General features: G+C 72.8%; 22 protein-coding genes and 2 tRNA genes. 16 read left to right on the top strand and 8 right to left on the bottom strand.

What is annotated here, in order from left to right; translation table 11 throughout:
* Positions 1–22: 22 nt before the first annotated feature.
* From P0Y31_RS16790 to P0Y31_RS16770, 5 genes are all read left to right on the top strand, one after another.
* Positions 23–796, top strand: coding sequence for a fumarylacetoacetate hydrolase family protein (locus P0Y31_RS16790; protein ID WP_275871464.1), 774 nt, complete (start codon positions 23–25; stop codon positions 794–796).
* A gap of 73 nt (positions 797–869) precedes the next feature.
* Complete coding sequence (gene gltX / locus P0Y31_RS16785; protein ID WP_275871462.1) at positions 870–2393, top strand: glutamate--tRNA ligase; 1524 nt, start codon at positions 870–872, stop codon at positions 2391–2393.
* Between the two features lie 142 nt (positions 2394–2535).
* Entirely contained in the window at positions 2536–2976 is a 441-nt protein-coding gene (locus P0Y31_RS16780; protein ID WP_275871459.1) for a cyclic nucleotide-binding domain-containing protein, read from the top strand.
* 111 nt (positions 2977–3087) lie between these two features.
* A tRNA-Gln gene (locus P0Y31_RS16775) sits at positions 3088–3159 on the top strand.
* Between the two features lie 111 nt (positions 3160–3270).
* A tRNA-Glu gene (locus P0Y31_RS16770) sits at positions 3271–3343 on the top strand.
* Positions 3344–3402: 59 nt separating this feature from the next.
* On the opposite strand, the gene P0Y31_RS16765 is transcribed toward P0Y31_RS16770, so the two are convergent.
* Both P0Y31_RS16765 and P0Y31_RS16760 read right to left on the bottom strand, forming a co-directional pair.
* Positions 3403–3996: a nitroreductase/quinone reductase family protein gene (locus P0Y31_RS16765; protein ID WP_275871456.1), complete on the bottom strand. Its 594-nt coding sequence runs from the start codon at positions 3994–3996 to the stop codon at positions 3403–3405.
* A 129-nt stretch (positions 3997–4125) separates the two neighbouring features.
* Positions 4126–4866, bottom strand: coding sequence for an IclR family transcriptional regulator (locus tag P0Y31_RS16760; RefSeq protein WP_275804187.1), 741 nt, complete (start codon positions 4864–4866; stop codon positions 4126–4128).
* 118 nt (positions 4867–4984) lie between these two features.
* On the opposite strand from P0Y31_RS16760, the gene leuC reads away from it, so the two are divergent.
* The 3 genes from leuC to P0Y31_RS16745 all read left to right on the top strand — a co-directional run bounded on the left by leuC (position 4985) and on the right by P0Y31_RS16745 (position 8145).
* Positions 4985–6403 carry a 3-isopropylmalate dehydratase large subunit gene (gene leuC / locus P0Y31_RS16755; protein WP_275871454.1) on the top strand — a complete coding sequence of 473 codons (1419 nt, stop codon included), beginning with the start codon at positions 4985–4987 and terminating at the stop codon, positions 6401–6403.
* 2 nt (positions 6404–6405) lie between these two features.
* Positions 6406–6999 (top strand): 3-isopropylmalate dehydratase small subunit, encoded by a 594-nt coding sequence (gene leuD, locus P0Y31_RS16750; RefSeq protein ID WP_275871452.1) that lies wholly within the window; start codon positions 6406–6408, stop codon positions 6997–6999.
* Between the two features lie 408 nt (positions 7000–7407).
* Complete coding sequence (locus P0Y31_RS16745; protein WP_275871449.1) at positions 7408–8145, top strand: HU family DNA-binding protein; 738 nt, start codon at positions 7408–7410, stop codon at positions 8143–8145.
* Between the two features lie 91 nt (positions 8146–8236).
* Here the strand turns inward: P0Y31_RS16745 and P0Y31_RS16740 are convergent, their stop codons facing one another.
* Positions 8237–9160, bottom strand: coding sequence for an NTP transferase domain-containing protein (locus tag P0Y31_RS16740; RefSeq protein ID WP_275871447.1), 924 nt, complete (start codon positions 9158–9160; stop codon positions 8237–8239).
* Positions 9161–9301: 141 nt separating this feature from the next.
* On the opposite strand from P0Y31_RS16740, the gene P0Y31_RS16735 reads away from it, so the two are divergent.
* Together P0Y31_RS16735 and P0Y31_RS16730 are read left to right on the top strand one after the other, a co-directional pair.
* Positions 9302–10012, top strand: coding sequence for a lysophospholipid acyltransferase family protein (locus P0Y31_RS16735; RefSeq protein ID WP_345803647.1), 711 nt, complete (start codon positions 9302–9304; stop codon positions 10010–10012).
* A complete protein-coding gene (locus tag P0Y31_RS16730; protein ID WP_275871445.1) occupies positions 10009–11007 on the top strand; it encodes an NAD(P)H-dependent glycerol-3-phosphate dehydrogenase in 999 nt (332 codons plus the stop codon). The genes P0Y31_RS16735 and P0Y31_RS16730 overlap by 4 nt, the downstream gene beginning before the upstream one ends.
* Here P0Y31_RS16730 and P0Y31_RS16725 read toward each other — a convergent pair.
* A complete protein-coding gene (locus tag P0Y31_RS16725) occupies positions 11004–12104 on the bottom strand; it encodes a PLP-dependent transferase (RefSeq protein WP_275871443.1) in 1101 nt (366 codons plus the stop codon). The two genes, P0Y31_RS16730 and P0Y31_RS16725, sit on opposite strands and share 4 nt — an antisense overlap.
* A 56-nt stretch (positions 12105–12160) precedes the next feature.
* On the opposite strand from P0Y31_RS16725, the gene P0Y31_RS16720 reads away from it, so the two are divergent.
* Complete coding sequence (locus P0Y31_RS16720; RefSeq protein ID WP_275871701.1) at positions 12161–13309, top strand: D-alanine--D-alanine ligase family protein; 1149 nt, start codon at positions 12161–12163, stop codon at positions 13307–13309.
* Between the two features lie 174 nt (positions 13310–13483).
* Here the strand turns inward: P0Y31_RS16720 and P0Y31_RS16715 are convergent, their stop codons facing one another.
* Complete coding sequence (locus tag P0Y31_RS16715) at positions 13484–13912, bottom strand: DUF3515 family protein (protein WP_275871441.1); 429 nt, start codon at positions 13910–13912, stop codon at positions 13484–13486.
* An 86-nt stretch (positions 13913–13998) separates the two neighbouring features.
* Positions 13999–14232, bottom strand: a complete 234-nt coding sequence (locus P0Y31_RS16710) for an Lrp/AsnC ligand binding domain-containing protein (RefSeq protein WP_275807251.1) — start codon at positions 14230–14232, stop codon at positions 13999–14001.
* Between the two features lie 129 nt (positions 14233–14361).
* On the opposite strand from P0Y31_RS16710, the gene thiL reads away from it, so the two are divergent.
* Complete coding sequence (gene thiL, locus P0Y31_RS16705; protein WP_275871699.1) at positions 14362–15336, top strand: thiamine-phosphate kinase; 975 nt, start codon at positions 14362–14364, stop codon at positions 15334–15336.
* Between the two features lie 63 nt (positions 15337–15399).
* Here the strand turns inward: thiL and rpmB are convergent, their stop codons facing one another.
* Entirely contained in the window at positions 15400–15594 is a 195-nt protein-coding gene (gene rpmB, locus P0Y31_RS16700) for a 50S ribosomal protein L28 (RefSeq protein WP_056922510.1), read from the bottom strand.
* Positions 15595–15759: 165 nt separating this feature from the next.
* Here rpmB and P0Y31_RS16695 point away from each other — a divergent pair, with 165 nt between their 5' ends.
* From P0Y31_RS16695 to rsmD, 3 genes are read left to right on the top strand one after another with little or no spacing between them, the layout of a single operon-like run.
* A complete protein-coding gene (locus P0Y31_RS16695) occupies positions 15760–17451 on the top strand; it encodes a DAK2 domain-containing protein (RefSeq protein WP_275871439.1) in 1692 nt (563 codons plus the stop codon).
* Between the two features lie 2 nt (positions 17452–17453).
* Positions 17454–19679, top strand: a complete 2226-nt coding sequence (locus tag P0Y31_RS16690; protein WP_275871697.1) for an ATP-dependent DNA helicase RecG — start codon at positions 17454–17456, stop codon at positions 19677–19679.
* Between the two features lie 4 nt (positions 19680–19683).
* Complete coding sequence (gene rsmD / locus P0Y31_RS16685) at positions 19684–20259, top strand: 16S rRNA (guanine(966)-N(2))-methyltransferase RsmD (protein WP_275871438.1); 576 nt, start codon at positions 19684–19686, stop codon at positions 20257–20259.
* 116 nt (positions 20260–20375) lie between these two features.
* Here rsmD and P0Y31_RS16680 read toward each other — a convergent pair whose 3' ends face one another.
* Positions 20376–20669: a hypothetical protein gene (locus tag P0Y31_RS16680; RefSeq protein WP_275871436.1), complete on the bottom strand. Its 294-nt coding sequence runs from the start codon at positions 20667–20669 to the stop codon at positions 20376–20378.
* A 190-nt stretch (positions 20670–20859) separates the two neighbouring features.
* Between P0Y31_RS16680 and P0Y31_RS16675 the strand changes: the two genes are divergently transcribed.
* Positions 20860–21420 (top strand): hemerythrin domain-containing protein, encoded by a 561-nt coding sequence (locus tag P0Y31_RS16675; RefSeq protein ID WP_275871434.1) that lies wholly within the window; start codon positions 20860–20862, stop codon positions 21418–21420.
* Positions 21421–21470 lie beyond the last annotated feature (50 nt).

Here is a 21470-nt window from a genome sequence, read left to right as displayed (position 1 = left end):
GAGGCCTCGTTAGGCTCTCCTCGTGCGTATCGCGAGGTTCACGACAGGTGACGACCCGGTGTTCGGGCTGGTCGACGGGGCGGGCGAGAAGATCGCCGAGATCACCGGCGACCCGCTCTACACCAAGATCGAGCTGACCGGCGCGACCCACGAGGTCGCCGACGTGCGGCTCCTGGCCCCGGTCATCCCGCGCAGCAAGGTCATCGGCATCGGCAGGAACTACGCCGACCACGCCAGGGAGATGGGCGGTGAGGCGCCCGCCGAGCCGATGATGTTCCTGATCCCCAACACCGCGGTGGTCGGCCCCGGCGAGCCCGTGGTGATCCCGCCGCTGACCTCCGAGGTCCACTACGAGGGCGAGCTGGCCGTCGTCATCGGCCGCGTCTGCAAGGACGTCGAGCCGCAGGACGTCGGCAAGGTCGTGTTCGGCTTCACGTGCGCCAACGACGTCACCGCCCGCGACCTCCAGCGCGGCGACGGGCAGTGGGCCCGGGCCAAGGGCATGGACACCTTCTGCCCCCTCGGGCCGTGGATCGAGACCGACCTCGACACCAGCGACCTCTCGCTGGTCACCCGCCGCGACGGCGAGGTGGTGCAGGACGGCTCGACCGCGGACATGGTCCACGACGTGGCGGCCCTGGTCTCGCACGCCTCGAAGGCGTTCACCCTCCTGCCCGGTGACGTGATCCTGACCGGCACGCCGGCCGGGGTCGGCCCGGTGGTGGCGGGCCAGCGCGTCGAGGTCGAGATCAACGGCATCGGAGTGCTCTCCAACCCGTTCGTCGCCAAGGACTGAGGGGCAGGGCGCGGGGCGCCCGCCAGTGGGCAGGCAGGGGGCAGCCCGGGCCGCCCCTAGAATCGGACCCACCATGAGCGAAACGTCCTCCGCCCCCGTCCGCCTGCGCGTCGCCCCCTCGCCGACCGGCGACCCCCATGTCGGCACGGCCTACATGTCCTTGTTCAACCTCGCGTTCGCGCGCCAGCAGGGCGGCTCGTTCGTCCTCCGCATCGAGGACACCGACCGGGCGCGCTTCCGCGCCGACAGCGAGCAGCAGGTCTTCGACACGCTGCACTGGCTGGGCCTGAGCTGGGACGAGGGCCCGGACGTCGGCGGCCCCTACGCCCCCTACCGCCAGTCGGAGCGTCTCGACACCTACAAGCCCTACGTCGAGAGGCTGCTGGCCGAGGGCCACGCCTACCACTGCTGGTGCTCCCCGGCACGCCTCGCGGAGATGCGCGACAAGCAGCAGAAGCTCAAGCTGCCCACCGGCTACGACCGGCTCTGCCACGGCAAGACCCGCGAGGAGCGGGCCACCCTGCCCGGCTTCAACGAGACCCCCGTCGTGCGCATGCTCGTCCCCGACGACGTCGAGCTGCACTTCGACGACCTGATCCGCGGCCGGGTCTCGGCCCCCAGGCCCGACGACCAGGTCGTCCTGAAGGCCGACGGCTTCCCCACCTACCACCTGGCCGTCGTGGTGGACGACCACGAGATGGGCATCACCCACGTCGTGCGCGGTGAGGAGTGGATCTCCAGCACGCCCAAGCACGTGCTGCTCTACCGCTGGCTGGGGCTCGAGGCGCCGAAGTTCGCCCACATGCCGCTGCTGCGCAACAACGACAAGTCCAAGATCTCGAAGCGCAAGAACCCCGCGGCCCGGCTGACGTGGTTCCAGGAGCAGGGCTACCTGCCCGAGGCGCTGGTGAACTTCCTGGCGCTGCTGGCGTACCCGCCGAAGCAGGACGCCGAGGGCAACGACGTGGAGGTCTTCTCCTTCGCCGACTTCTCCAAGGACTTCGACTGGGCCAAGGTCAACCCCGTCGGCCCGATCTTCGACCTCAAGAAGCTCGAGTGGCTCAACGGCGTCTACATCCGTGAGCTCGAGGTGGGTGACCTCGCCAGCCGGCTGCTGCCCTTCCTCGAGCGCGACGGGGTGCTGTCGGGCAACCCGAGCCTGGGGGAGCTGGCCCGGCTGAAGGCCGTCACCGAGCTCATCCAGACCCGCATGGCGCTGCTGTCCGAGGCGACCGCCCTCGTGGCCCCCTTCTACGTCGCCGACGACGCCCTCGAGATCGCCGACGACGCGCGGGCCCAGCTCAAGGAGAACGCCCAGGTGGTGCTCGCCACGGCCCTGCGGGTGCTGGGCGACGTCGACGACACCGGCACCGGCGTGCTCGGCTCCGAGCGCGGCTGGAACGCCCCTGCCATCGAGGCCGCGCTGCGCGAGGCGATCGTCGACGGCTTGGGCATCAAGCCGAAGTTCGCGTTCGGCCCGCTGCGCACCGCCGTCTCCGGCCAGCGCATCTCGCCGCCGCTCTTCGAGTCCATGGAGATCCTCGGGAAGACCTCGACGCTCAACCGGCTGCAGCGCCTCCACGACGAGCTCGTCTGACGCGTCTGCACGCAGGTGCCCCGCCCGTCACCGGGCGGGGCACCTACTGCTTTTGGGCGATCCACGGCTGTAGGCACCCCACCACACTGGGCAGCACCACCGATCGATGTGCGCACCCCGGTGCGGCACAGGGAGGGCTGCCATGGCGCACGGTCACCCAGCGCTACCGGAGATGCTCAAGGGCATCGACCTGTTCGCCGAGCTGCCGGACGAGGTCATCCTCGAGCTGGTCGAGGCGGGCTCGACCATCCGCACCCCGGGCGGGCACGCCGTGGTGCGGCAGGGGGAGAGCGACTCCGGGCTCCAGGTGGTGCTCGAGGGCACGGCGACGGTCGACGTGGGTGGGGTCCGGCGCGACGGTACGCTCGGCCCGGGCGACTACTTCGGCGAGATCTCGGTGATCGACGGCGGAAGCCGGTCGGCCACGATCACCGCGGGAGAGGACGGGCTCGAGACCTTCGCCGTCTCGCCGCTGACCTTCTGGCCCCTCATCGACCGCCACGCGTCGCTGCGGCGGTGCCTGATGAAGGCCCTGTGCGCCCGCATCCGCGCCCTCGACGTGGAGGCCAGTGCCACCTGCTGACTCTCGACAGACCCCCGAAGACCCGATTTGGGGGACCGTCGGTGGGGCCGGTAGAGTCTGCTCTCGGTTCACCGCCCGGGTCCTCCGGGACCAGCGGCAGTGATACCCCCTTGGGGTATGGTGTAATTGGCAGCACGACTGATTCTGGTTCAGTTAGTCTAGGTTCGAGTCCTGGTACCCCAGCGCGTGTCCTCCGGTCGCGAGACCAGAGGCCGATTCGGAGAAATCCACACCAGCAGGTATGGTTCTCTCCGCTGCCTGAAGCGCTGAGAAGCCAACAGGTAGAACAGCTAGGGCCCCGTTGTGTAGCGGCCTAGCACGCCGCCCTCTCAAGGCGGTAGCGCGGGTTCGAATCCCGTCGGGGCTACGCGACCAGAGCCCCCGTCCAGCGGACGGGGGCTCTTCGCATGTCCGGGGCGGGCGGCCTCAGTGCCGTCGCCGCCGCGCCAGCAGCCCAGCGGCCAGGGCGGAGGCGGGGGCGAGCCAGACCCACGCCAGGTCGGCTCTCAGCGGCGCTGGCCCCGGCTCGTCGGTGGGCTCCAGCCGCCGCACGTGCAGGCGCGGCCAGCCGCTGGCCAGTTCCTCGTCGTCGTCGGCCAATCCCTGCGACGCGAGGTAGTCCCTGAAGAAGGAGCCGCCGAAACGGCGCAGTGCCCGCAGCACCCGCATCGCCTCGGCCTCGTCGTCAAGGGGGAGGGCGCGGACCGTCTGCGTGCCGCGACGCCACTGCACGGTGGCGACCGGGTCGGCGATGAGGTTCCGGTACCACTGGGCCCGTCCGCCGTAGGGGCACCAGAGGTAGGTGTGTCCCTCGACCACGTGCGGGTAGACGACGACGTGCCGGGGGAGCCCACTCGACCGCCCGGTGGTGGTCACGACCATCCACACGCGCCTCGTCAGTGGCCCGAGACCCAGACGCGTCAGGACGACAGGCAGCGCCATCAGGTCACGCGACCAGCGGGCGTCGAGGTAGCGGGTGTTCTGGGTGCCCTCGCGCGAGGGGGTGCGCAGCCCGGTCACGCAGCCAGCGTCACTCGGGGGAGGAGCCCCTGCCTGAGTCCAACGTCCCGTCCGCACCGCCGATGGCGCGCGTCACGAACAGGCCGGTATGCAGCGTGGCCGGCCACGCGGCATGCCGGCCTGTCGCGGTCAGGCGTTCTGCTGCTGTTGCTGCGCGGCGTGGCGCGCCAGCACCTCGGTGAGCTTGTTGGCGCCGGCGACCACGGTGGCCGCGTGCAGGCGGCCGGGCTGGCGGGAGAGGCGCTCGATCGGCCCGGAGATCGAGACGGCGGCCACGACGCGACCCGACGGTCCACGCACCGGGGCCGAGACCGACGCGACACCGGCCTCGCGCTCGCCGACGCTCTGCGCCCAGCCGCGGCGTCGCACGCCGGAGAGCGTGGTGGCGGTGAACTTGGCGCCGTGCAGCCCGCGGTGCAGCCGGTCGGGCTCCTCCCACGCGAGCAGCACCTGGGCGGCGGAACCGGCGAGCATCGAGAGGGTCGCGCCCACGGGGATCGAGTCGCGCAGGCCGACCGGGCGCTCGGCGGCCGAGACACAGATGCGGTGGTCGCCCTGGCGGCGGAAGAGCTGGGCGCTCTCGTTGGTGTGGTCACGCAGGGCGCCGAGCACGGGCCCGGCGGCGGCGAGGAGCTTGTCCTCGCCTGCGGCCGCGGCGAGCTCCGCGAGCCGGGGGCCGAGCACGAAGCGGCCCTGCATGTCCCGCGTGACGAGACGGTGGTGCTCGAGGGCGACGGCCAGGCGGTGGGCCGTCGGACGCGCCAGGCCGGTGGCCGTGACGAGCTGCGCCAGGGTGGAGGGCCCTGCCTCGAGGGCGCCGAGAACGACGGCTGCCTTGTCGAGGACGCCGACCCCGCTAGTGTTGTCCATGCATTGATATTGACGTCTCATTGCCTGAGACGCAAATCCATGCACCCGTGTGGCGGTGAAAACCTGCCGGTAACGACGCGCAGGGGCGTCGGTCCAGACCACTGGCTGAGGAGGGAACGTGTCAGGAACGCTCGCGGAGAAGGTGTGGGACGCCCACGTCGTACGGCGGGCCGAGGGTGAGCCCGACCTCCTGTACATCGACCTCCACCTGCTGCACGAGGTGACCAGCCCGCAGGCCTTCGACGGCCTCCGGCTGGCCGGCCGCAAGGTCCGCCGCACCGACCTGACCCTGGCCACCGAGGACCACAACGTCCCGACGACTCCGGGCCCGATCACCGACCTCGTCAGCCGCACGCAGGTCGAGACGCTGCGCCGCAACTGCGAGGAGTTCGGCGTCCGGCTCTTCCCGATGGGCGACGCCGAGCAGGGCATCGTCCACGTCGTCGGCCCGCAGCGGGGTCTGACCCAGCCGGGCATGACCATCGTCTGCGGCGACAGCCACACCTCGACGCACGGCGCGTTCGGGGCGCTGGCCTTCGGCATCGGCACCTCCGAGGTCGAGCACGTGCTGGCCACCCAGACGCTGCCGCTCAAGCCGTTCAAGACCATGGCGATCAACGTCGAGGGCGAGCTGCAGCCGGGCGTCACCGCCAAGGACGTCGTGCTCGCCGTCATCGCCAAGATCGGCACCGGCGGCGGCCAGGGCTACGTGCTGGAGTACCGCGGCAGCGCGATCCGCAGCCTCTCGATGGAGTCGCGGATGACCATCTGCAACATGTCCATCGAGGCCGGCGCCCGGGCCGGCATGATCGCCCCCGACGAGACGACCTTCGACTACCTGAAGGGCCGCGAGCACGCGCCCACCGGCGCGGCCTGGGACGCCGCCGTCGAGGACTGGCGGCAGCTGCGCACCGACGACGACGCCGTCTTCGACGCCGTGGTCGACCTCGACGCCGGCGCCCTGACCCCGTTCGTCACCTGGGGCACCAACCCCGGCCAGGGGGCCCCGCTCTCGGAGGCGGTGCCCGACCCCGAGCGGATGGCCGACGAGAACGAGAAGGCGGCTGCCCGCCGCGCGCTGGAGTACATGGGCCTGACGGCCGGCACCCCGCTGCGCGACATCCGCGTCGACACCGTCTTCGTCGGCTCGTGCACCAACGGCCGCATCGAGGACCTGCGAGCGGCCGCCTCGGTCGTCAAGGGGCGCCGGGTCGCCGACGGCGTGCGCATGCTCGTGGTGCCCGGGTCCGCCCGCGTGCGCCTGCAGGCCGAGGAGGAGGGCCTGGACAAGGTCTTCACCGAGGCCGGCGCCGAGTGGCGCCTGCCCGGCTGCTCCATGTGCCTGGGCATGAACCCCGACCAGCTGGCGCCGGGGGAGCGCAGCGCCTCGACCTCCAACCGCAACTTCGAGGGACGGCAGGGCAAGGGTGGGCGCACGCACCTGGTCAGCCCGCTCGTGGCCGCGGCCACCGCCCTGCGCGGCACCCTGTCCAGCCCGGCCGACCTGGTCGACGTCACTGCCCAGGGAGGGAACTGACCATGGACAGCTTCACCAGCCACACCGGCATCGGCGTCCCGCTGCGGCGCAGCAACGTCGACACCGACCAGATCATCCCCGCGGTCTACCTGAAGCGGGTGACCCGCACCGGCTTCGAGGACGGCCTGTTCGCCGCGTGGCGCAAGGACGAGACCTTCGTCCTGAACCACGACGCGTATGCCGCCGGCTCGGTCCTCGTCGCGGGACCGGACTTCGGCACCGGGTCCTCGCGCGAGCACGCGGTCTGGGCGCTGATGGACTACGGCTTCCGGGTCGTCATCGCCAGCCGGTTCGCCGACATCTTCCGAGGGAACAGCGGCAAGCAGGGGCTGCTCACCGCCCAGGTGGCGCAGGACGACGTCGAGCTGCTGTGGAAGTACCTCGAGAACGACCCCGGCGCCTCGGTGACGGTGGACCTCGTCTCCCGGACCGTCACGGCCGGTGACATCGTGGCCCCCTTCGAGGTCGACGACTACACCCGCTGGCGCCTCCTCGAGGGTCTCGACGACATCAGCCTGACGCTGCGCCACGAGCAGGACGTCACCGACTTCGAGGGTCGCCGACCGGCCTACAAGCCCACGACCACGGGGGCCTGAGCCCCACTCCCGCGGCGTGTCTGCGGAAATTTTCTGGGGAACGCCCCAGCACAGGGGCCCCGGACGGCTGGTGAAGCCGTCCGGGGCTCCTGCCGTCTCCGGGAGGAACCCCAGTGATGGGTTCGTGACGGCTCAATCGTGTTGTGCCGCAATGGCGGTCGCTGCGAGCCGACATTCCTGCAAGGTCCGTTCGGACGCCGTGGGGCGGTCGCTGAGGGCTCCCGGCGAGGCCTCCCACGGCCCCGATATGGGTACGAATGCCGTTGCGACACAATGGATCGGGGTCCCGAAGTGGTGGACGCCGGAGGGCTTGGGCCATAACGTCAGCACCATGTCGGGCTCCAGCCCGGCCGCTCACCACCTTCGCTGGGCCAGTGGCCCGGCGCCGGACCCTGTGGAGGGGACAACGTGAACAAGGCAGAACTGGTCAAGGAGCTGGAGTCGCGCCTGGGCAGCCGCAAGGCCGCCAACGACGCGCTGACCCACGTCGTCGACGTGATCATCCGTGAGGTCGCCAAGGGCGGCAAGGTCGCCATCACCGGCTTCGGCACCTTCGAGAAGTCGGCCCGTGCTGCGCGCACCGGCCGCAACCCGCGCACCGGCCAGACGGTGAAGATCAAGAAGACCAACGTCCCGAAGTTCCGGGCCGGCGCTGGCTTCAAGGAGGTTGTCGCCAACCCGAAGAAGCTGCCGAAGGCCGCTGTGGCCGGCGCGCGCGCCGCCGCCGGGACCGCCACCCGTGCGGCCGCCACCGCCACGGGTGCAGCCAAGAAGACCACCACCGGCGCGGCCAAGAAGGCGGCTCCCGCGAAGAAGGCTGCGGCCACCACCCGCACCGCTGCTGCCAAGAAGACCACCACGACGGCCAAGAAGGCCACCGCCACCAAGGCGGCTCCGGCCCGCAAGACCACCGCCACCAAGGCCGCACCGGCGAAGAAGGCGGCAACGACGCGCACCGCGGCGGCGAAGAAGACCACGACGGCCAAGAAGTCGGCACCGGCGACGAAGGCCGCCACCACGAAGAAGACGGCCCCCGCCAAGAAGGCCACCCCGGCCAAGAAGGCGACCGCCACCCGCAGCACCGCGGCGAAGAAGACCAGCACCGCCAAGAAGGCGACGACCAAGCGCGCCGCCAAGAAGGCCTGACCCGCAGCGGTCAGCGCCCGACGAGAGCGGCGAGGGAGGCCGGCACCCACGGGGTGTCGGCCTCCCTCGCCGTGTGGCCCGGCAGCCGCGCTCAGCCGATGCGCTGGTCGTCGCCGATGCCGACGATCCAGAGCCGCTCGACGGTGGTCGTCCCCCGGGCGAGGTCGATGCTGAGCCGCTGCCCGGGTCGCAGGTGCCGCAGGGCGCTGCGGGCGAAGACCTCTGCCGTGAAGGCCACCTCACGGCCGTCGTCGAGCAGGGCGGTGCCGGAGCCGGTCGCCTCGTCGAACGTGTGCACGCTGGCCTGCATGCCCGGCAGCGTAGCGCCGGTCCCCGCCAGGACGGCGAGCGTCGCGGGACCGACCCCCAGGGCGAGCGCGGCTCGCAGCGCCTCGTCGTCGTCGACGTCCGTGCGCAGCCGCGGCAGGTCGAGGTCGAGGCGGCGGTGCCCCGCCGCAGCGTGCCGGGCGGCCGAGTCCGCGCCGAACGCCGGCTCCAGCGGCGCCCCCACCGCGGTGAGGAGCACCGTGCCCGTGCCGTCCGCGTCGGGCACCAGGGCGCGAGGGTGCGCGGCCGCCGCGGTGAGCGCCTCCTCGAGGTCCGAGGGGCGCAGGGCCGGCAGGTCACCGAGCAGCACGCCCACGCCCTCGACGGGCACCGGGCCACCGCTGCGGCGTGGACCCGCGGCAGGGCCCAGCGACCGGGCGCCGTCCGCCGCATCGCCCACGGCGGCGCGCAGGCCCGCCCGCACCGCCTCGTTCAGGCCGCGCCCGGGGTCGGTCACGACCGCGGCACCGAGCCGCACGGCATACGACCTCACCGCGTCGTCGGAGGTGACGACGTGCACCCGACCCTCGGGAAGGGCCGCGCACGCGGCCGTGAGGCAGTCGCGTGCGATGGCCGAGGCCAGGGCCGCCCGGGTCACGCCCCTCGGCGGCTGCAGGCGCGACTTGGCGCCGGCGCCACCCTTGACGGGGACCACGAGACGCCACGAGGGGGCTGGGTCGGGACTCATCGACACGATCGTCCCAAGCGCGGGGGCGCTGCTCGACAGCGACCCCCTCACCCGAGAGGATGCAGTCTCGACCCCGTCAAGAGTGGAGTAGTGGTGACCCCAAGCGGCAGACGCCCCCTGCCTTTCGCGTACCGGCTGGCCGTGTCGATCATCCGGCCGTTGCTGATGATCCTCACCAAGAGGGACTGGCGGGGCTGGGAGCACCTTCCCGAGACGGGTGGTTTCGTCGTGGCCCCGAACCACATCTCACACGTCGACCCGCTCGCCTTCGCGCACTACCTCTACGACAGCGGCCGGTCGCCGTTCTTCCTGGGCAAGGAGTCGGTCTTCCGGGTGCCGGTCGTGGGAGCGATCCTGAGCGGCGCCCAGCAGATCCCCGTCCACCGCAACACCGGCCAGGCGGTCGACGCGTTCCGTTCCGCGGTCGCGGCGGTCGAGGAGGGCAAGTGCGTGGGCGTCTACCCCGAGGGCACGTTGACCCGTGACCCCGACCTGTGGCCGATGGTCGGCAAGACCGGTGCGGCGCGGATCGCGCTGGCGACGCGGTGCCCGGTCGTGCCCGTGGCCCAGTGGGGCCCGCAGGAGATCCTCGCGCCCTACTCCAAGCGCCTCCGCCTCTTCCCGCGCAAGACGATGCACGTGCTCGCGGGGCCGCCCGTCGACCTGTCCGACCTCTACGACCGACCCCTGAGCGCCGAGGTGCTGCGCGAGGCGACCGAGCGGATCATGACGGCCATCACCGTCCAGCTCGAGCAGCTGCGCGGCGAGAAGGCCCCGCCGGTGCGCTTCGACAGCCGCCGGCACGGCCTGCCCCCCACCGGCAACTTCCACAAGAAGGGGGACCGGCGATGACCACGGCAGCAGTGTTCGGCACCGGCAGCTGGGGCACCGCGTTCTCCGCGGTGCTCGCCGACAGCGGCACCAAGGTGCGCATGTGGGGCCGTCGTCCCGAGCTGGTCGAGCAGATCAACGCCGGCAGCAACGACACCTACCTGCCGGGCATCCGCCTGCCGCAGGGCATCTCCGCGACCACCGACCCCGCCGAGGCCGCCGACGGCGCCGACATCGTGGTGCTGGCCGTGCCGTCGCAGACGCTGCGGCAGAACCTCGAGGGCTGGGCCTCGCTGCTGCCGCGCACGGCGGCGGTCGTCTCGTTGATGAAGGGTGTCGAGCTCGGCACCACCAAGCGGATGAGCGAGGTGATCGCCGAGGTCGGGGGCGTCGAGCCCGAGCGCATCGTCGTCGTCTCGGGGCCGAACCTGGCCCGGGAGATCGCCCTCAAGCAGCCGGCCGCGAGCGTGGTGGCCTGCAGCGACGCCCACACCGCGGAGCGGGTGGCCGAGGCCTGTGCGGCGCCCTACTTCCGCCCGTACACCAACACCGACGTGGTCGGCGCCGAGCTCGGCGGTGCGGTCAAGAACGTCATCGCCCTCGCCGTGGGCATGGCCGAGGGCATGGGAATGGGCGACAACTCCAAGGCCACCATCATCACGCGAGGCCTGGCGGAGACGACCCGGCTCGGCGTCGCCCTCGGCGGCGACCCCGCGACCTTCGCGGGCCTGGCGGGGGTCGGCGACCTCATCGCCACGTGCATGTCACCGCTGTCACGCAACCGGACCTTCGGGGTCAACCTCGGTCGCGGCATGGCGGTCAAGGAGGTCGTCGCCGTCACCCGGCAGACGGCCGAAGGCGTCAAGTCGTGCGACTCCATCCTGCAGCTGGCCAGGGAGCACGGCGTCGACGTGCCGATCATCGAGCAGGTGGCGGCCGTCGTGCACGAGGGCCGCACGCCGCAGCAGGTGGTCGAGTCGCTGCTCTCGCGGGCGCGCAAGGCCGAGCTCGACTAGAGCGCTGTCGCCAGGGCCTGGTCGAGGTCGCGCCAGAGGTCCTCCACGTCCTCGACGCCCACCGACAGGCGCAGCAGGCCCTCGGGCACCGTCTCCGGCTCGGCGGGGTGCCGCCGGCGACGCTCCACCTGCGACTCGACCCCGCCGAGGCTCGTGGCGTGCATCCAGACACGGGTGGCGGCAGCGACCCGCTCGGCTGCCTCGGCACCACCGGCGACCTCGACGGCGACGATGGCCCCGAACCCGGGGTAGCGCACCCGCTCCAGGCTCGGGTGGCCCTCCAGGCGACGCGCCAGCTCGCGGGCGTTGGCGGTGGCCCGCTCAACGCGCAGGTGCAGGGTGCGCAGGCCGCGCAGCGCCAGCCAGGTCTCCATCGGGCCCGCGATCGCCCCGTGCAGCAGCCGGTGCCGGGAGAGCCGGTCCCGCAGCCGGCGGCCGGCCTCGGTGCCGGGCGTCACGAGGGCGCCGAGCACCACGTCGGAGTGGCCGGCGAGGTACTTGGTCACCGAGTGCAGGACGAGGTCGGCGCCGAGGTCGAGCGGCTGCTGCACCAGGGGGGTGGCGAAGGTGTTGTCGCACACGGTCAGCACACCGCGCTCGCGGGCCGCGGCGCACAGGGCCGCCACGTCGAAGACCTCGAGCATCGGGTTCGTCGGCGACTCGATCCACAGCATCGCGGCACCGTCGATGACGTCGCCCACCGACCCGGCCTCGCCGGCATACAGCCGTCGCACCACCACGGCGCCGCTCCCGGCGAGGTCGTCGAGCAGGGCGGTCGTGCCGTTGTAGGCGTGGGCCGGCACCACCACCGTGCCGCCGTGGGGCACCAGGCTCACGGCGGCAGCCACGGCCGCCATGCCGGAGGCGAAGACCAGCGCCTCGCCGCCCTCCAGCGACCCGAGGGCCTCCTCGAAGGCCGACCAGGTGGGGTTGCCCCCGCGGGCGTAGTTGACGGGGCCGTCGGCGACGTAGGTGGAGGACAGCTCCAGCGGCGCGTTGACCCCGGCGCCGGGCCGGCGGTGCTGGCGGCCGAGCACGACGAGGCGGGTGGCGGGAGCGAGCTGGTCGGGCGTCGGCTCTGGGTTCTGCGCGGTCACCGGGCCAGACTAGGCGCGCTCGCGCGCGCCGGGTCGGGGACGCCGCACTGTGGGCGATACGCTCTCGGGCGATGACCTCGCAGCCTGACGCCCCCCGCAAGACCCGGGTCGCCCTCGTGTTCGGCGGCCGCTCCTCCGAGCACGCCGTGTCGTGCTCCACCGCGGCCGGCGTGATGCGCGCCATCGACCGCGACGCCTACGAGGTGATCCCCATCGGCATCGCCCGCGACGGCCACTGGGTGCTCATGGACGGCGACCCGTCCCACCTCGAGCTGACCGCCGGCCACACGCCCGAGGTGCAGCCCACCGAGGCCGGCGTGGTGGTGCCGCTCGGCAGCACGCAGCGGACCCTCACGGTGCAGGAGCCGGGGGAGGTGCCGCACAGCCTCGGCGAGGTCGACGTCGTCTTCCCGCTGCTGCACGGGCCGTTCGGCGAGGACGGCACGCTCCAGGGCCTGTTCGAGCTCGCCGACATCCGCTACGTCGGCTCCGGGGTGCTCGCCTCGGCCGCGGGGATGGACAAGCACTACATGAAGGTGGTCTTCCAGGGCGCCGGCATCCCGGTGGGCCCGTATGCCGTGGTCACCGACTCCCAGTGGCGGCGCGACAAGGCGGCGGCCATGGACGCCGTCGCCTCGCTCGGCTTCCCGGTCTTCGTCAAGCCGGCCCGGGCCGGCTCGAGCATGGGGATCAGCAAGGTCTCCGACCCGCAGGACCTCGAGGCCGCCATCGAGGCCGCCCGCGAGCACGACCCGAAGGTCGTCGTCGAGGCGATGATCGTCGGCCGCGAGATCGAGTGTGCGGTGCTGCAGGGGCGAGACCACCAGCCGCCGCGCACGTCCGAGGTCGGCGAGATCGAGGTCGACCGCGACGGGGGCCACGACTTCTACGACTTCGAGGCCAAGTACCTCGAGGAGCAGGGCGTCACGCTCAGCTGCCCCGCCAAGGTTCCCGACGAGGTGGCGGCCGAGGTGCGCCGGCTGGCGGCCGCGGCGTTCGAGGCGCTCGGCTGCGAGGGCCTGGCCCGGGTCGACTGCTTCTACACCGACAGCGGCGACGTGGTCGTCAACGAGATCAACACCATGCCGGGCTTCACGCCGCACTCGATGTACCCGCAGATGTGGGCCGCGTCGGGCCTGTCCTACCCGGAGCTCATCGACGAGCTCATCCAGCTCGCGCTCGCGCGTCCGACCGGCCTGCGCTGACCGGCCGGCGCTGCCGACCTGCGCTGACCGGCCGGCGCTGCCGACCGCCGGCGACGCCCACCTTCTCGGAATGCCCACGCCCTCGCCGGACTCGGCAGACCTTGCTGCCGCAGGGGTGTGCAGCAACGTGGGGCTGCGGCAGCACCATGTGCTAGCAGAGGTTGCTGCAGGGGGTCAGTCGCAGGTGCGGCCGTTCGACGGCAGGGCCCGGGCGGCCTCGGCGAAGGCCGGCAGCAGGAGCGGCTCGGGGGCGTAGGCGTCGGGCACGAGCACCTCGATCGCCGGGTCGCGCCCGAACGTCGTGAGGACCGCCCCGTCACTGGCCTCGCGCACCACCCAGTCGACGCCGTCGACGCTGAGGCACTGCTCGGTGGTGGGGCCCAGGGCGCTCACGCCGCACCGGGCGACGACCGGCGGGTCGCCCCAGGCGGCCACGGCCTCGGTGCCGGCGGTGGTCTCCACCCGCTCCTGGCCCGAGATGGTCGCGGGCCAGTGGGAGGCCGCGGCGGTGCAGGCGGCCGTCCCGGCCTGCGGGGGAGCCGTGACCTCGACGGCAGAAGAGCATCCCGCGAGCGCTCCGGCACAAAGGAGGCCACCGGCCACCCCGAGGACGAGGCGGCCGGTGGCCGGTGTGCGAGAGGCGCGTGCAGCCCGTGGCCGCGACGCGCGCAGGACGCCCAGGGGAGCGCTCAGACGTGCACGACCGTGCAGGTCAGCGTGCGGGTGATGCCCGGGACGTCCTGGATCTTGGCGATGACGAGCTTGCCCAGCTCGTCGACCGTGTTGGCCTCGACGCGGGCGATCACGTCGTACGGCCCGGTGACGTCCTCGGCCATCACCACGCCCTGGATCTGGGCGATGGACTCGGCAACGGTCGCCGCCTTGCCGACTTCGGTCTGGATCAGGATGTAGGCCTGCACCACCACGAGAGACACCTCACTGAGTCGGGGTTGCCGGGGGCGAGCCCCCGCGTGAACCAGCCGGGACGGTGCCCCGGCACGCCAGACGCTACCGTCTCCGTGGACCGCCCGTCTCCCCAGGAAGGTGAAGTGATGGTCACACCGGCCCAGACCCTCGGCGAGGTGTCGGAGGAGGGCCTGCTGCGCTCCATCTTCCCGTTCTTCACGCTGCAGCCCGGCCTGCTCGTGGGCCCCGGGGACGACGCCGCGGTGCTGGCGACGTCCGGCCGGGTGGTGGCGACGACCGACTCGATGGTGCGGGGGCGCGACTGGCTCGACGAGTGGTCGACTGCGGCCGACGTCGGCGCCAAGCTGCTCACCCAGAACCTCGCCGACGTCGCGGCCATGGGCGGCACCTCCACGGCGGTGCTCGTCACCCTCATGGCTGACCCGGCCACCCCCTCGGCGTGGGCGCGCGACTTCGCCCGCAGCATCGGCGAGGGCGCGGCGCGGGCCGGGGTCGCCGTCGCCGGAGGTGACCTGTCGTCGGCGCCGGCCGGGGTGCTGGTCGTCTCGATCACCGCCCTCGGCGACCTGTCCGGGCGCCAGCCGGTGCTGCGCAACGGCGCCCAGGTCGGCGACACCCTGGCGGTGCGCGGCACGCTGGGGCGCTCGGGTGCCGGGCTGGTGCTCCTGCAGCGGGGCGGCGAGGCCGTCAGCCGGCCCACCGGCATACAGCAGGAGTGCCTAGCGCACCACCGGCGACCGTCGGCCCCCCTCGCGGCCGGGGTGCAGGCCGCCGCGGCCGGGGCCACGGCCATGATCGACGTCTCCGACGGACTGCTGCGGGACGCGGACCGCATCGCCCGCGCCAGCGGCGTGCAGGTCGCACTGTCGGGTGCCGGCCTGCGCCCCCACGTCGAGGCGCTTGCGCCGGCCGTGGGTGAGGACGCCGCCCGCGAGTGCGTGCTGGCCGGCGGGGAGGAGCACAGCCTGCTGGCGACGTTCCCGGTGGGCGCGGTGCCGGAGGGCTGGCAGGTGCTCGGTGCGGTGGCGCCCGGCACCGGCGTCACCATCGACGGAGAGCCGCAGCAGCCGCGTGGGTGGGACCACTTCCGGGCGGACTGAGCAAGCCGAAAGGCCGGCCTCCCCGAGGGGAGACCGGCCTTTCCGGTATGCCGGGCGGCTGGGTCAGCGCTTGACCTTGCCAGCCTTCAGGCACGAGGTGCAGACGTTGAGACGCTTCGGGGTCACACCCGCGTCGCCCACGAGCGCCTTCACGCGCTGGATGTTGGGGTTCCAGCGACGCTTGGTGCGGCGGTGCGAGTGCGAGATGTTGTGACCGAAGCCCGGTCCCTTGCCGCAGACGTCGCAGTTGGCAGCCACGGGTGATCTCCTGATTTCGATGCGAACAAACTCGGTGGGCTCCCGGGCAGCCTCGAATGGAGGTCGGCCCATGGGAACCGGTCAAGAGTAGCCGAGAGCGGGCGCTGCGACCAAAACGGCCCCAATGCCCGCGGGGCCGACGGCCCCAGGCACTAGCCTGCCACCGTGCTGGAACGCCTGACCGCTGCCGACGTCCGCCGCTGGGCCGTCGTCGCCCGGGCGGCCTTCGCGACGCGGCGCGCGGAGATCGACGCGCTCAACGTCTTCCCCGTGCCCGACGGCGACACCGGCACCAACCTCTACCTCACCTTCGACGCCGCCCTCGACGCGGTGCGCACCGTGCACGAGCAGCGGGGCATCCTCGGGCACGCCACCCTCGAGGAGGAGTGCACCTCGCTCGGGCAGGCCATGCTGCTCACCGCGCGCGGCAACTCGGGGGTGATCCTCAGCCAGCTCGTGCGCGGCTTTGCCGAGGCGATCGCCGAGAGCGGTGCGGAGACGGCCGACGGCGCCCTGGTGGCCGAGGCCCTGGCCCGGGCCGGCGAGCGGGCGTGGAAGGCGGTCACGCACCCGGTGGAGGGCACCATCCTGTCGGTGTCGAGGGCGGCGGCAGAGGCCGCCCAGGGGCTGACGGGCCTGGGCGAGGTCACCGAGGCGGCGCTGCGCGGGGCGTCCGAGGCGCTCGCACTGACCCCGACCCAGCTGCCGGCGCTGGAGGCTGCCGGTGTCGTCGACGCCGGCGGGGCCGGCTACGTCCTCCTGCTGGAGGCCCTCGCGCGGGTCGCACACGAGGACAGCCCCACCGCCCCGCCCGGAACCGCGCCCTTCGGGGAGCCCTTCTCGGACGACCTCTCGCTGCGCCGCCGGCCCGAGTGGGTTCCGCACGGCACGGGGGTGCACCCGACCGACGGGGAGGGGGCGTCGCCACGGGGCGGCGCGCTCGGCGCCCCGGGTGGCCCTGCCTACGAGGTGATGTACCTGCTCACCGACACCGACGAGGAGCGCATCGAGTCGCTGAAGACGACGCTCGACGCGCTGGGTGACTCGCTGCTCGTCGTCGGCGGCCCCGAGCTGTGGAACGTCCACGTGCACGTCGACGACGCCGGGGCGGCGCTCGAGGCAGGCGTGCACGCGGGCCGTCCCTACCGCATCAAGGTGACCCACTTCGACGACCAGTCGCCGCGGCGGCCTGCCAGCGACGTGGCCGTCGTGGCCTGCGCCGCGGGACCGGGGCTGCAGGCGGTCTTCGCCGACTCGGGGGCGCACGTCATCGCCAGCGGCCCGGGCCGGCGCGCCTCGGCGGGCCAGCTCCTCGAGGCCGCCCGTGACGCGCACGCGCTCTCGGTGATCCTGCTGCCCAACGACAAGGACACCGTGCTCGCGGCCGAGGCTGCGGCCGACGCCGGCGAGCAGGAGGGTATCGACATCGCGGTGGTGCGGTCCCGCACGGCGGTGCAGGGCCTTGCGGCCATGGCGGTGTTCGACCCCGCCCTGTCGGCGCCGAAGAACCTCGCGGCGATGATCAGCTCGGCCTCGGCCACCCGCCACGGTGCGGTGACGGTGGCCAGCAAGGACGCGCTGACCAGCGCCGGGGAGTGCCTGCGCGGTGACGTGCTCGGCGTGGTCGGGGGCGACATCGTCGTCGTCGGCGACGACCTGCTCGAGGTGGCCCGCGACGTCATGCGCCGCCTGCTGTCCAGCGGCGGCGAGCTGGTCACCATCGTCGCGGGCGAGGACGCGCCGCACGGGCTGGCCGACGACCTGGCCCGCTGGGTGGAGGGCGAGCACCGCGACGCCGAGGTCTCCCTCATCGACGGGGGCCAGCCGCACTACCCGCTGCTGCTGGGAGTCGAGTGAGCGTGGTCGGGGCCGTGGTCGACGAGTCCACCAAGCTGTCGGCGGTGGTGGGCGCCCGCTCGGCTGGCCCCCTGGCGAAGGCACGCGACCTGCACACCGTCGGCGACCTGCTCGAGTTCTGGCCGCGGCGCTACCTCGAGCACACCTCCGACCTGTCGAACCTGCACGTCGGCATGTACGTCGTGGTGGTCGCCGAGGTGAAGTCGGCGACCACGCGGCGGATGCAGAAGCGCAGGGGCGAGATGCTCAACGTCACGATCACCGACGGTCGCGACGAGGTCGACCTCACGTTCTTCAAGTCCTGGGGCCACAAGGACGCGCTGGTCCCGGGCGTCACCGCCCTCTTCGCCGGCGAGGTGGGGATGTACCGCGGGCGCTGGCAGCTGACCCACCCGGCATACCAGGTGCTCGAGGGCGGTCTCGGCCCCCACGGGGCCGACCGCGGGCCGATCCCCGTCTACCTCCAGGTCAAGGGGATGCAGAACTGGTCGGTCGCCGAGTGCGTGCGCATCGTCCTCGACCACCTCGAGGGCGACAGCGTCCCCGAGCCGCTGCCCGCGACGCTGCGCTCGCGCCACGGCCTGCCCGGGCGCCTCGACGCGCTCAAGGGCATCCACGTGCCCCGCGACTTCGCGCAGGTGCAGCGCGCCCGTCACCGCCTGCGCTACGAGGAGGCGTTCGTCTTCCAGTCCCTGCTCGCCCAGCGCCGAGCGCGGCAGGCCGAGGAGCGTACGCAAGCACGCAGGCCCCGCGAGGGCGGGCTGCTCGCCGCGTTCGACGCGCGGCTGCCCTTCGAGCTCACCGCCGGGCAGCGCGCCGTGGGGGAGACCCTGGCGCACGAGATGTCCCGCGACGTCCCGATGCACCGGCTGCTCCAGGGTGAGGTCGGCTCGGGCAAGACCGTCATCGCCCTGCGCGCCATGCTGGCTGCGGTCGACGCCGGGGGCCAGGCGGCCCTCCTCGCGCCCACCGAGGTGCTCGCCGTCCAGCACCACCGGTCGATCACGGCCATGCTCGGTGACCTCGCCGAGGGCGGGATGCTCGGCGGCAGCGAGATCGGCACCCGCGTCGCCCTTCTCACCGGCAGCCAGCCGACGCAGGCCCGCCGGCAGAACCTCCTCGACGCGGCCAGCGGCGACGCCGGCATCGTCATCGGCACCCACGCCCTCATCCAGGAGCACGTGCAGTTCCAGGACCTCGCGCTCGTCGTCGTCGACGAGCAGCACCGGTTCGGCGTCGAGCAGCGGGACGCGTTGCGCGGCAAGGGAAACCAGCCCCCGCACGTGCTCGTCATGACGGCCACGCCGATCCCGCGCACCGTGACCATGACGGTGTTCGGCGACATGGAGACCTCCACCCTCACCGAGCTGCCCAAGGGGCGCTCGCCGATCGCCACCCACGTCGTGCCGGCCGACCGGCCCGCCTGGGTGCAGCGCACCTGGGAGCGCATCGCCGAGGAGGTCCGCTCCGGACGCCAGGCCTACGTCGTCTGCCCGCGCATCGGCGACGACGGCCCACCGAGCGCCGGCTCCGCCGACGACGAGGAGCTCGCAGCCCCCGAGCCCGGTGAGGGCGACGAGGCGGCACCGCGCGAGATGGCCAGCGTGTATGCCGTGGAGGCGCTGCTGCGCGAGAACCCGGCCCTCGAGGGGCTCACCATCGCCGTGCTCCACGGCCGGTTGGCGCCGGAGGACAAGGATGCGGTGATGGCGGCCTTCACCCGCGGCGAGGTCGATGTGCTCGTGTCGACCACCGTCATCGAGGTAGGCGTCGACGTGCCCAACGCCACCGTCATGGTGGTCATGGACGCCGAGCGGTTCGGCGTCTCCCAGCTGCACCAGCTGCGCGGCCGGGTGGGTCGTGGCCGGCATGCCGGGCTCTGCCTGCTCATGACCGCCTCGGAGGCGGAAACGGCGCGGGAGCGGCTCGACGCCGTGGCGGGGACCACCGACGGGTTCGAGCTGGCCCGCCTCGACCTCGAGCTGCGCGGCACGGGTGACGTCCTGAGCGCCCGGCAGAGCGGCGGCGGCCGTTCGAGCCGTGGCATGGGCCGGGGCAGCTTCCGCTTCCTGTCGCTGGTCCGCGACGAGGACGTCATCCTGCAGGCGCGCGACGACGCCACCGCCCTCGTCGCCGCGGACCCCGACCTCGCCGAGCACCCAGACCTGCGGGCCGCGGTCCGCAGCTGGGTCGACGAGGAGCAGGCAGCCTTCCTGGAGCGGGGGTGAGCACGTGACGAGGATCATCAGCGGCCGGGCCGGCGGCCAGCGGCTGCACACGCCCGCCGGCAGCGGCACCCGGCCCACGAGCGACCGGGTGCGCGAGGCGTTGTTCTCGCGGCTCGACCACCTCGACGTGCTGGCGGGCGCCGCGGTGCTCGACCTGTACGCCGGGTCCGGTGCGCTGGGGCTCGAGGCGGCAAGCCGCGGCGCGACCTCGGTGCTGCTCGTGGAGTCGGACCGCGCCGCCGCGGCGGTGGCGCGCAGGAACGCCGCGCTGACCGGCATACCGGGGGTCTCCGTGCGGGCCGCCACGGTCGAGAGGACGCTCGCGGCGCCGCCCCCCGCGCCGTTCGACCTCGTGTTCCTCGACCCGCCCTACGACGTCGGCGAGGACGCCCTCGAGCGGGTGCTCTCCGCGCTCGTCGAGCAGCTCTGGCTCTCCGAGGAGGCGCTGGTGGTGGTGGAGCGGTCCTCTCGGTCGCCCGAACCGCGCTGGCCGGCAGGGCTCGACCCCGAGGGCGAGCGTCGGTACGGCGAGACCCGGGTCTGGTTCGCCGGCGTGCCCGAGCCCGACGACGTCGCCTAGACCGTCCGACGACATCGCCTGGACAGACCGAGACGTCCTCTCGACCGGACGCGCAGACGAGTCGAGGCACGCGCGCCGGCTGCCGGCGCGCGTGCCTCGACTGTGGTGGTGCTCCCTCAGCCGGAGGGGGCGATGCTGAACTGCACGGCCCCGGCCTGGTCGACCGAGGCGTCGAGCACCTGGTCGCCGAGGGCGACCGCGGCCGTCTCCTCGAGGTAGACCTTGGCGCCGTCCTTGTCGACGACCTGGTCGCCGGGCTGGCCCGTCTCCACGGTGGTGACCGCGAGCGCGCCGGCCTGGGCGCCGTCGGAGGGCTCGGCGGAGAAGCGCAGACCTGCGTCCTGCGTGCCGCCGTTCTGCTCGACGATGGCCTTGACGATGTTGCTGGCGTTGTCGGTAAGGGTGAGCACTGGCTCTCTTTCCGATTGCGGACAGGAAGCCTCCACCGTCTCGGATCGGCCCGGCAGACACAAGAATTCGGTCCGTGGTGTCCACCCAGCGGACAGGCGTGGCGGTCCCACCCTCCTGACCTGCGCCGATGCCGGCGCGGCCGCCCTCACAAGACGTGCGGGTGTCGGGGAACTGCCTCAGGATGTGCCCATGACGCAGATCGAGATCCCCAAGCCCACCTCCGGTGACGTCGTCGAGCTCATCCTCGACGACCACCGCCTCTTCGAGTCGCTGCTGCGCGAGCTCCGCGACGCCACCGCCGACCGCGAGGCGGCCCGGCAGGCGCTGTCGAACGTGCTCATCGCCCACGGCGAGGCCGAGGAGACCGAGGTCTACCCCAAGCTCAAGAGCAAGGACGCGATCGGCGAGCACGAGAAGGAGCACGGCGAGGAGGAGCACGCGGAGGGCAACGAGGCGCTGCTCGCGCTGCTCGAGTGCAAGGGCACCGACACCCAGAAGTTCGACGACGCCGTCGAGAAGCTGGCCGAGGCGCTCAACCACCACATCGGCGAGGAGGAGCAGACGATCCTCAACCCGGCTCGGACGGAGGTCTCGGAGCAGGTGCGCCAGAACCTCGGCGAGAAGTGGGCGGCCATGCGCAACCGGCTCATCGAGGATGACTGCGGCTCGGTCGAGAACGTGAGCCGGATCGTCAAGGAGGCCTACAAGGAGGGTGTGCTGCCGGCCGACGACGAGGACGGCGAGAGCTGACCCCGACCGGGGTCGCTGCCGGCCGGGGCGCCACCACCTTCCGCTGCTAG

This window comes from Knoellia sp. 3-2P3 (assembly GCF_029223115.1).
Taxonomy (GTDB): Bacteria; Actinomycetota; Actinomycetes; order Actinomycetales; family Dermatophilaceae; genus Pedococcus_A.
This window is presented reverse-complemented; position numbering and strand designations above follow the sequence as displayed.

Bases quoted from the DNA above. Each gene is read 5' to 3' on its own strand.
- gltX (WP_275871462.1), top strand. From the start codon at position 870: ATGAGCGAAACGTCCTCCGCCCCCGTCCGCCTGCGCGTCGCCCCCTCG.
- P0Y31_RS16780 (WP_275871459.1), top strand. From the start codon at position 2,536: ATGGCGCACGGTCACCCAGCGCTACCGGAGATGCTCAAGGGCATCGAC.
- P0Y31_RS16760 (WP_275804187.1), bottom strand. From the start codon at position 4,866: ATGGACAACACTAGCGGGGTCGGCGTCCTCGACAAGGCAGCCGTCGTT.
- leuD (WP_275871452.1), top strand. From the start codon at position 6,406: ATGGACAGCTTCACCAGCCACACCGGCATCGGCGTCCCGCTGCGGCGC.
- P0Y31_RS16740 (WP_275871447.1), bottom strand. From the start codon at position 9,160: ATGAGTCCCGACCCAGCCCCCTCGTGGCGTCTCGTGGTCCCCGTCAAG.
- P0Y31_RS16730 (WP_275871445.1), top strand. From the start codon at position 10,009: ATGACCACGGCAGCAGTGTTCGGCACCGGCAGCTGGGGCACCGCGTTC.
- thiL (WP_275871699.1), top strand. From the start codon at position 14,362: ATGGTCACACCGGCCCAGACCCTCGGCGAGGTGTCGGAGGAGGGCCTG.
- P0Y31_RS16675 (WP_275871434.1), top strand. From the start codon at position 20,860: ATGACGCAGATCGAGATCCCCAAGCCCACCTCCGGTGACGTCGTCGAG.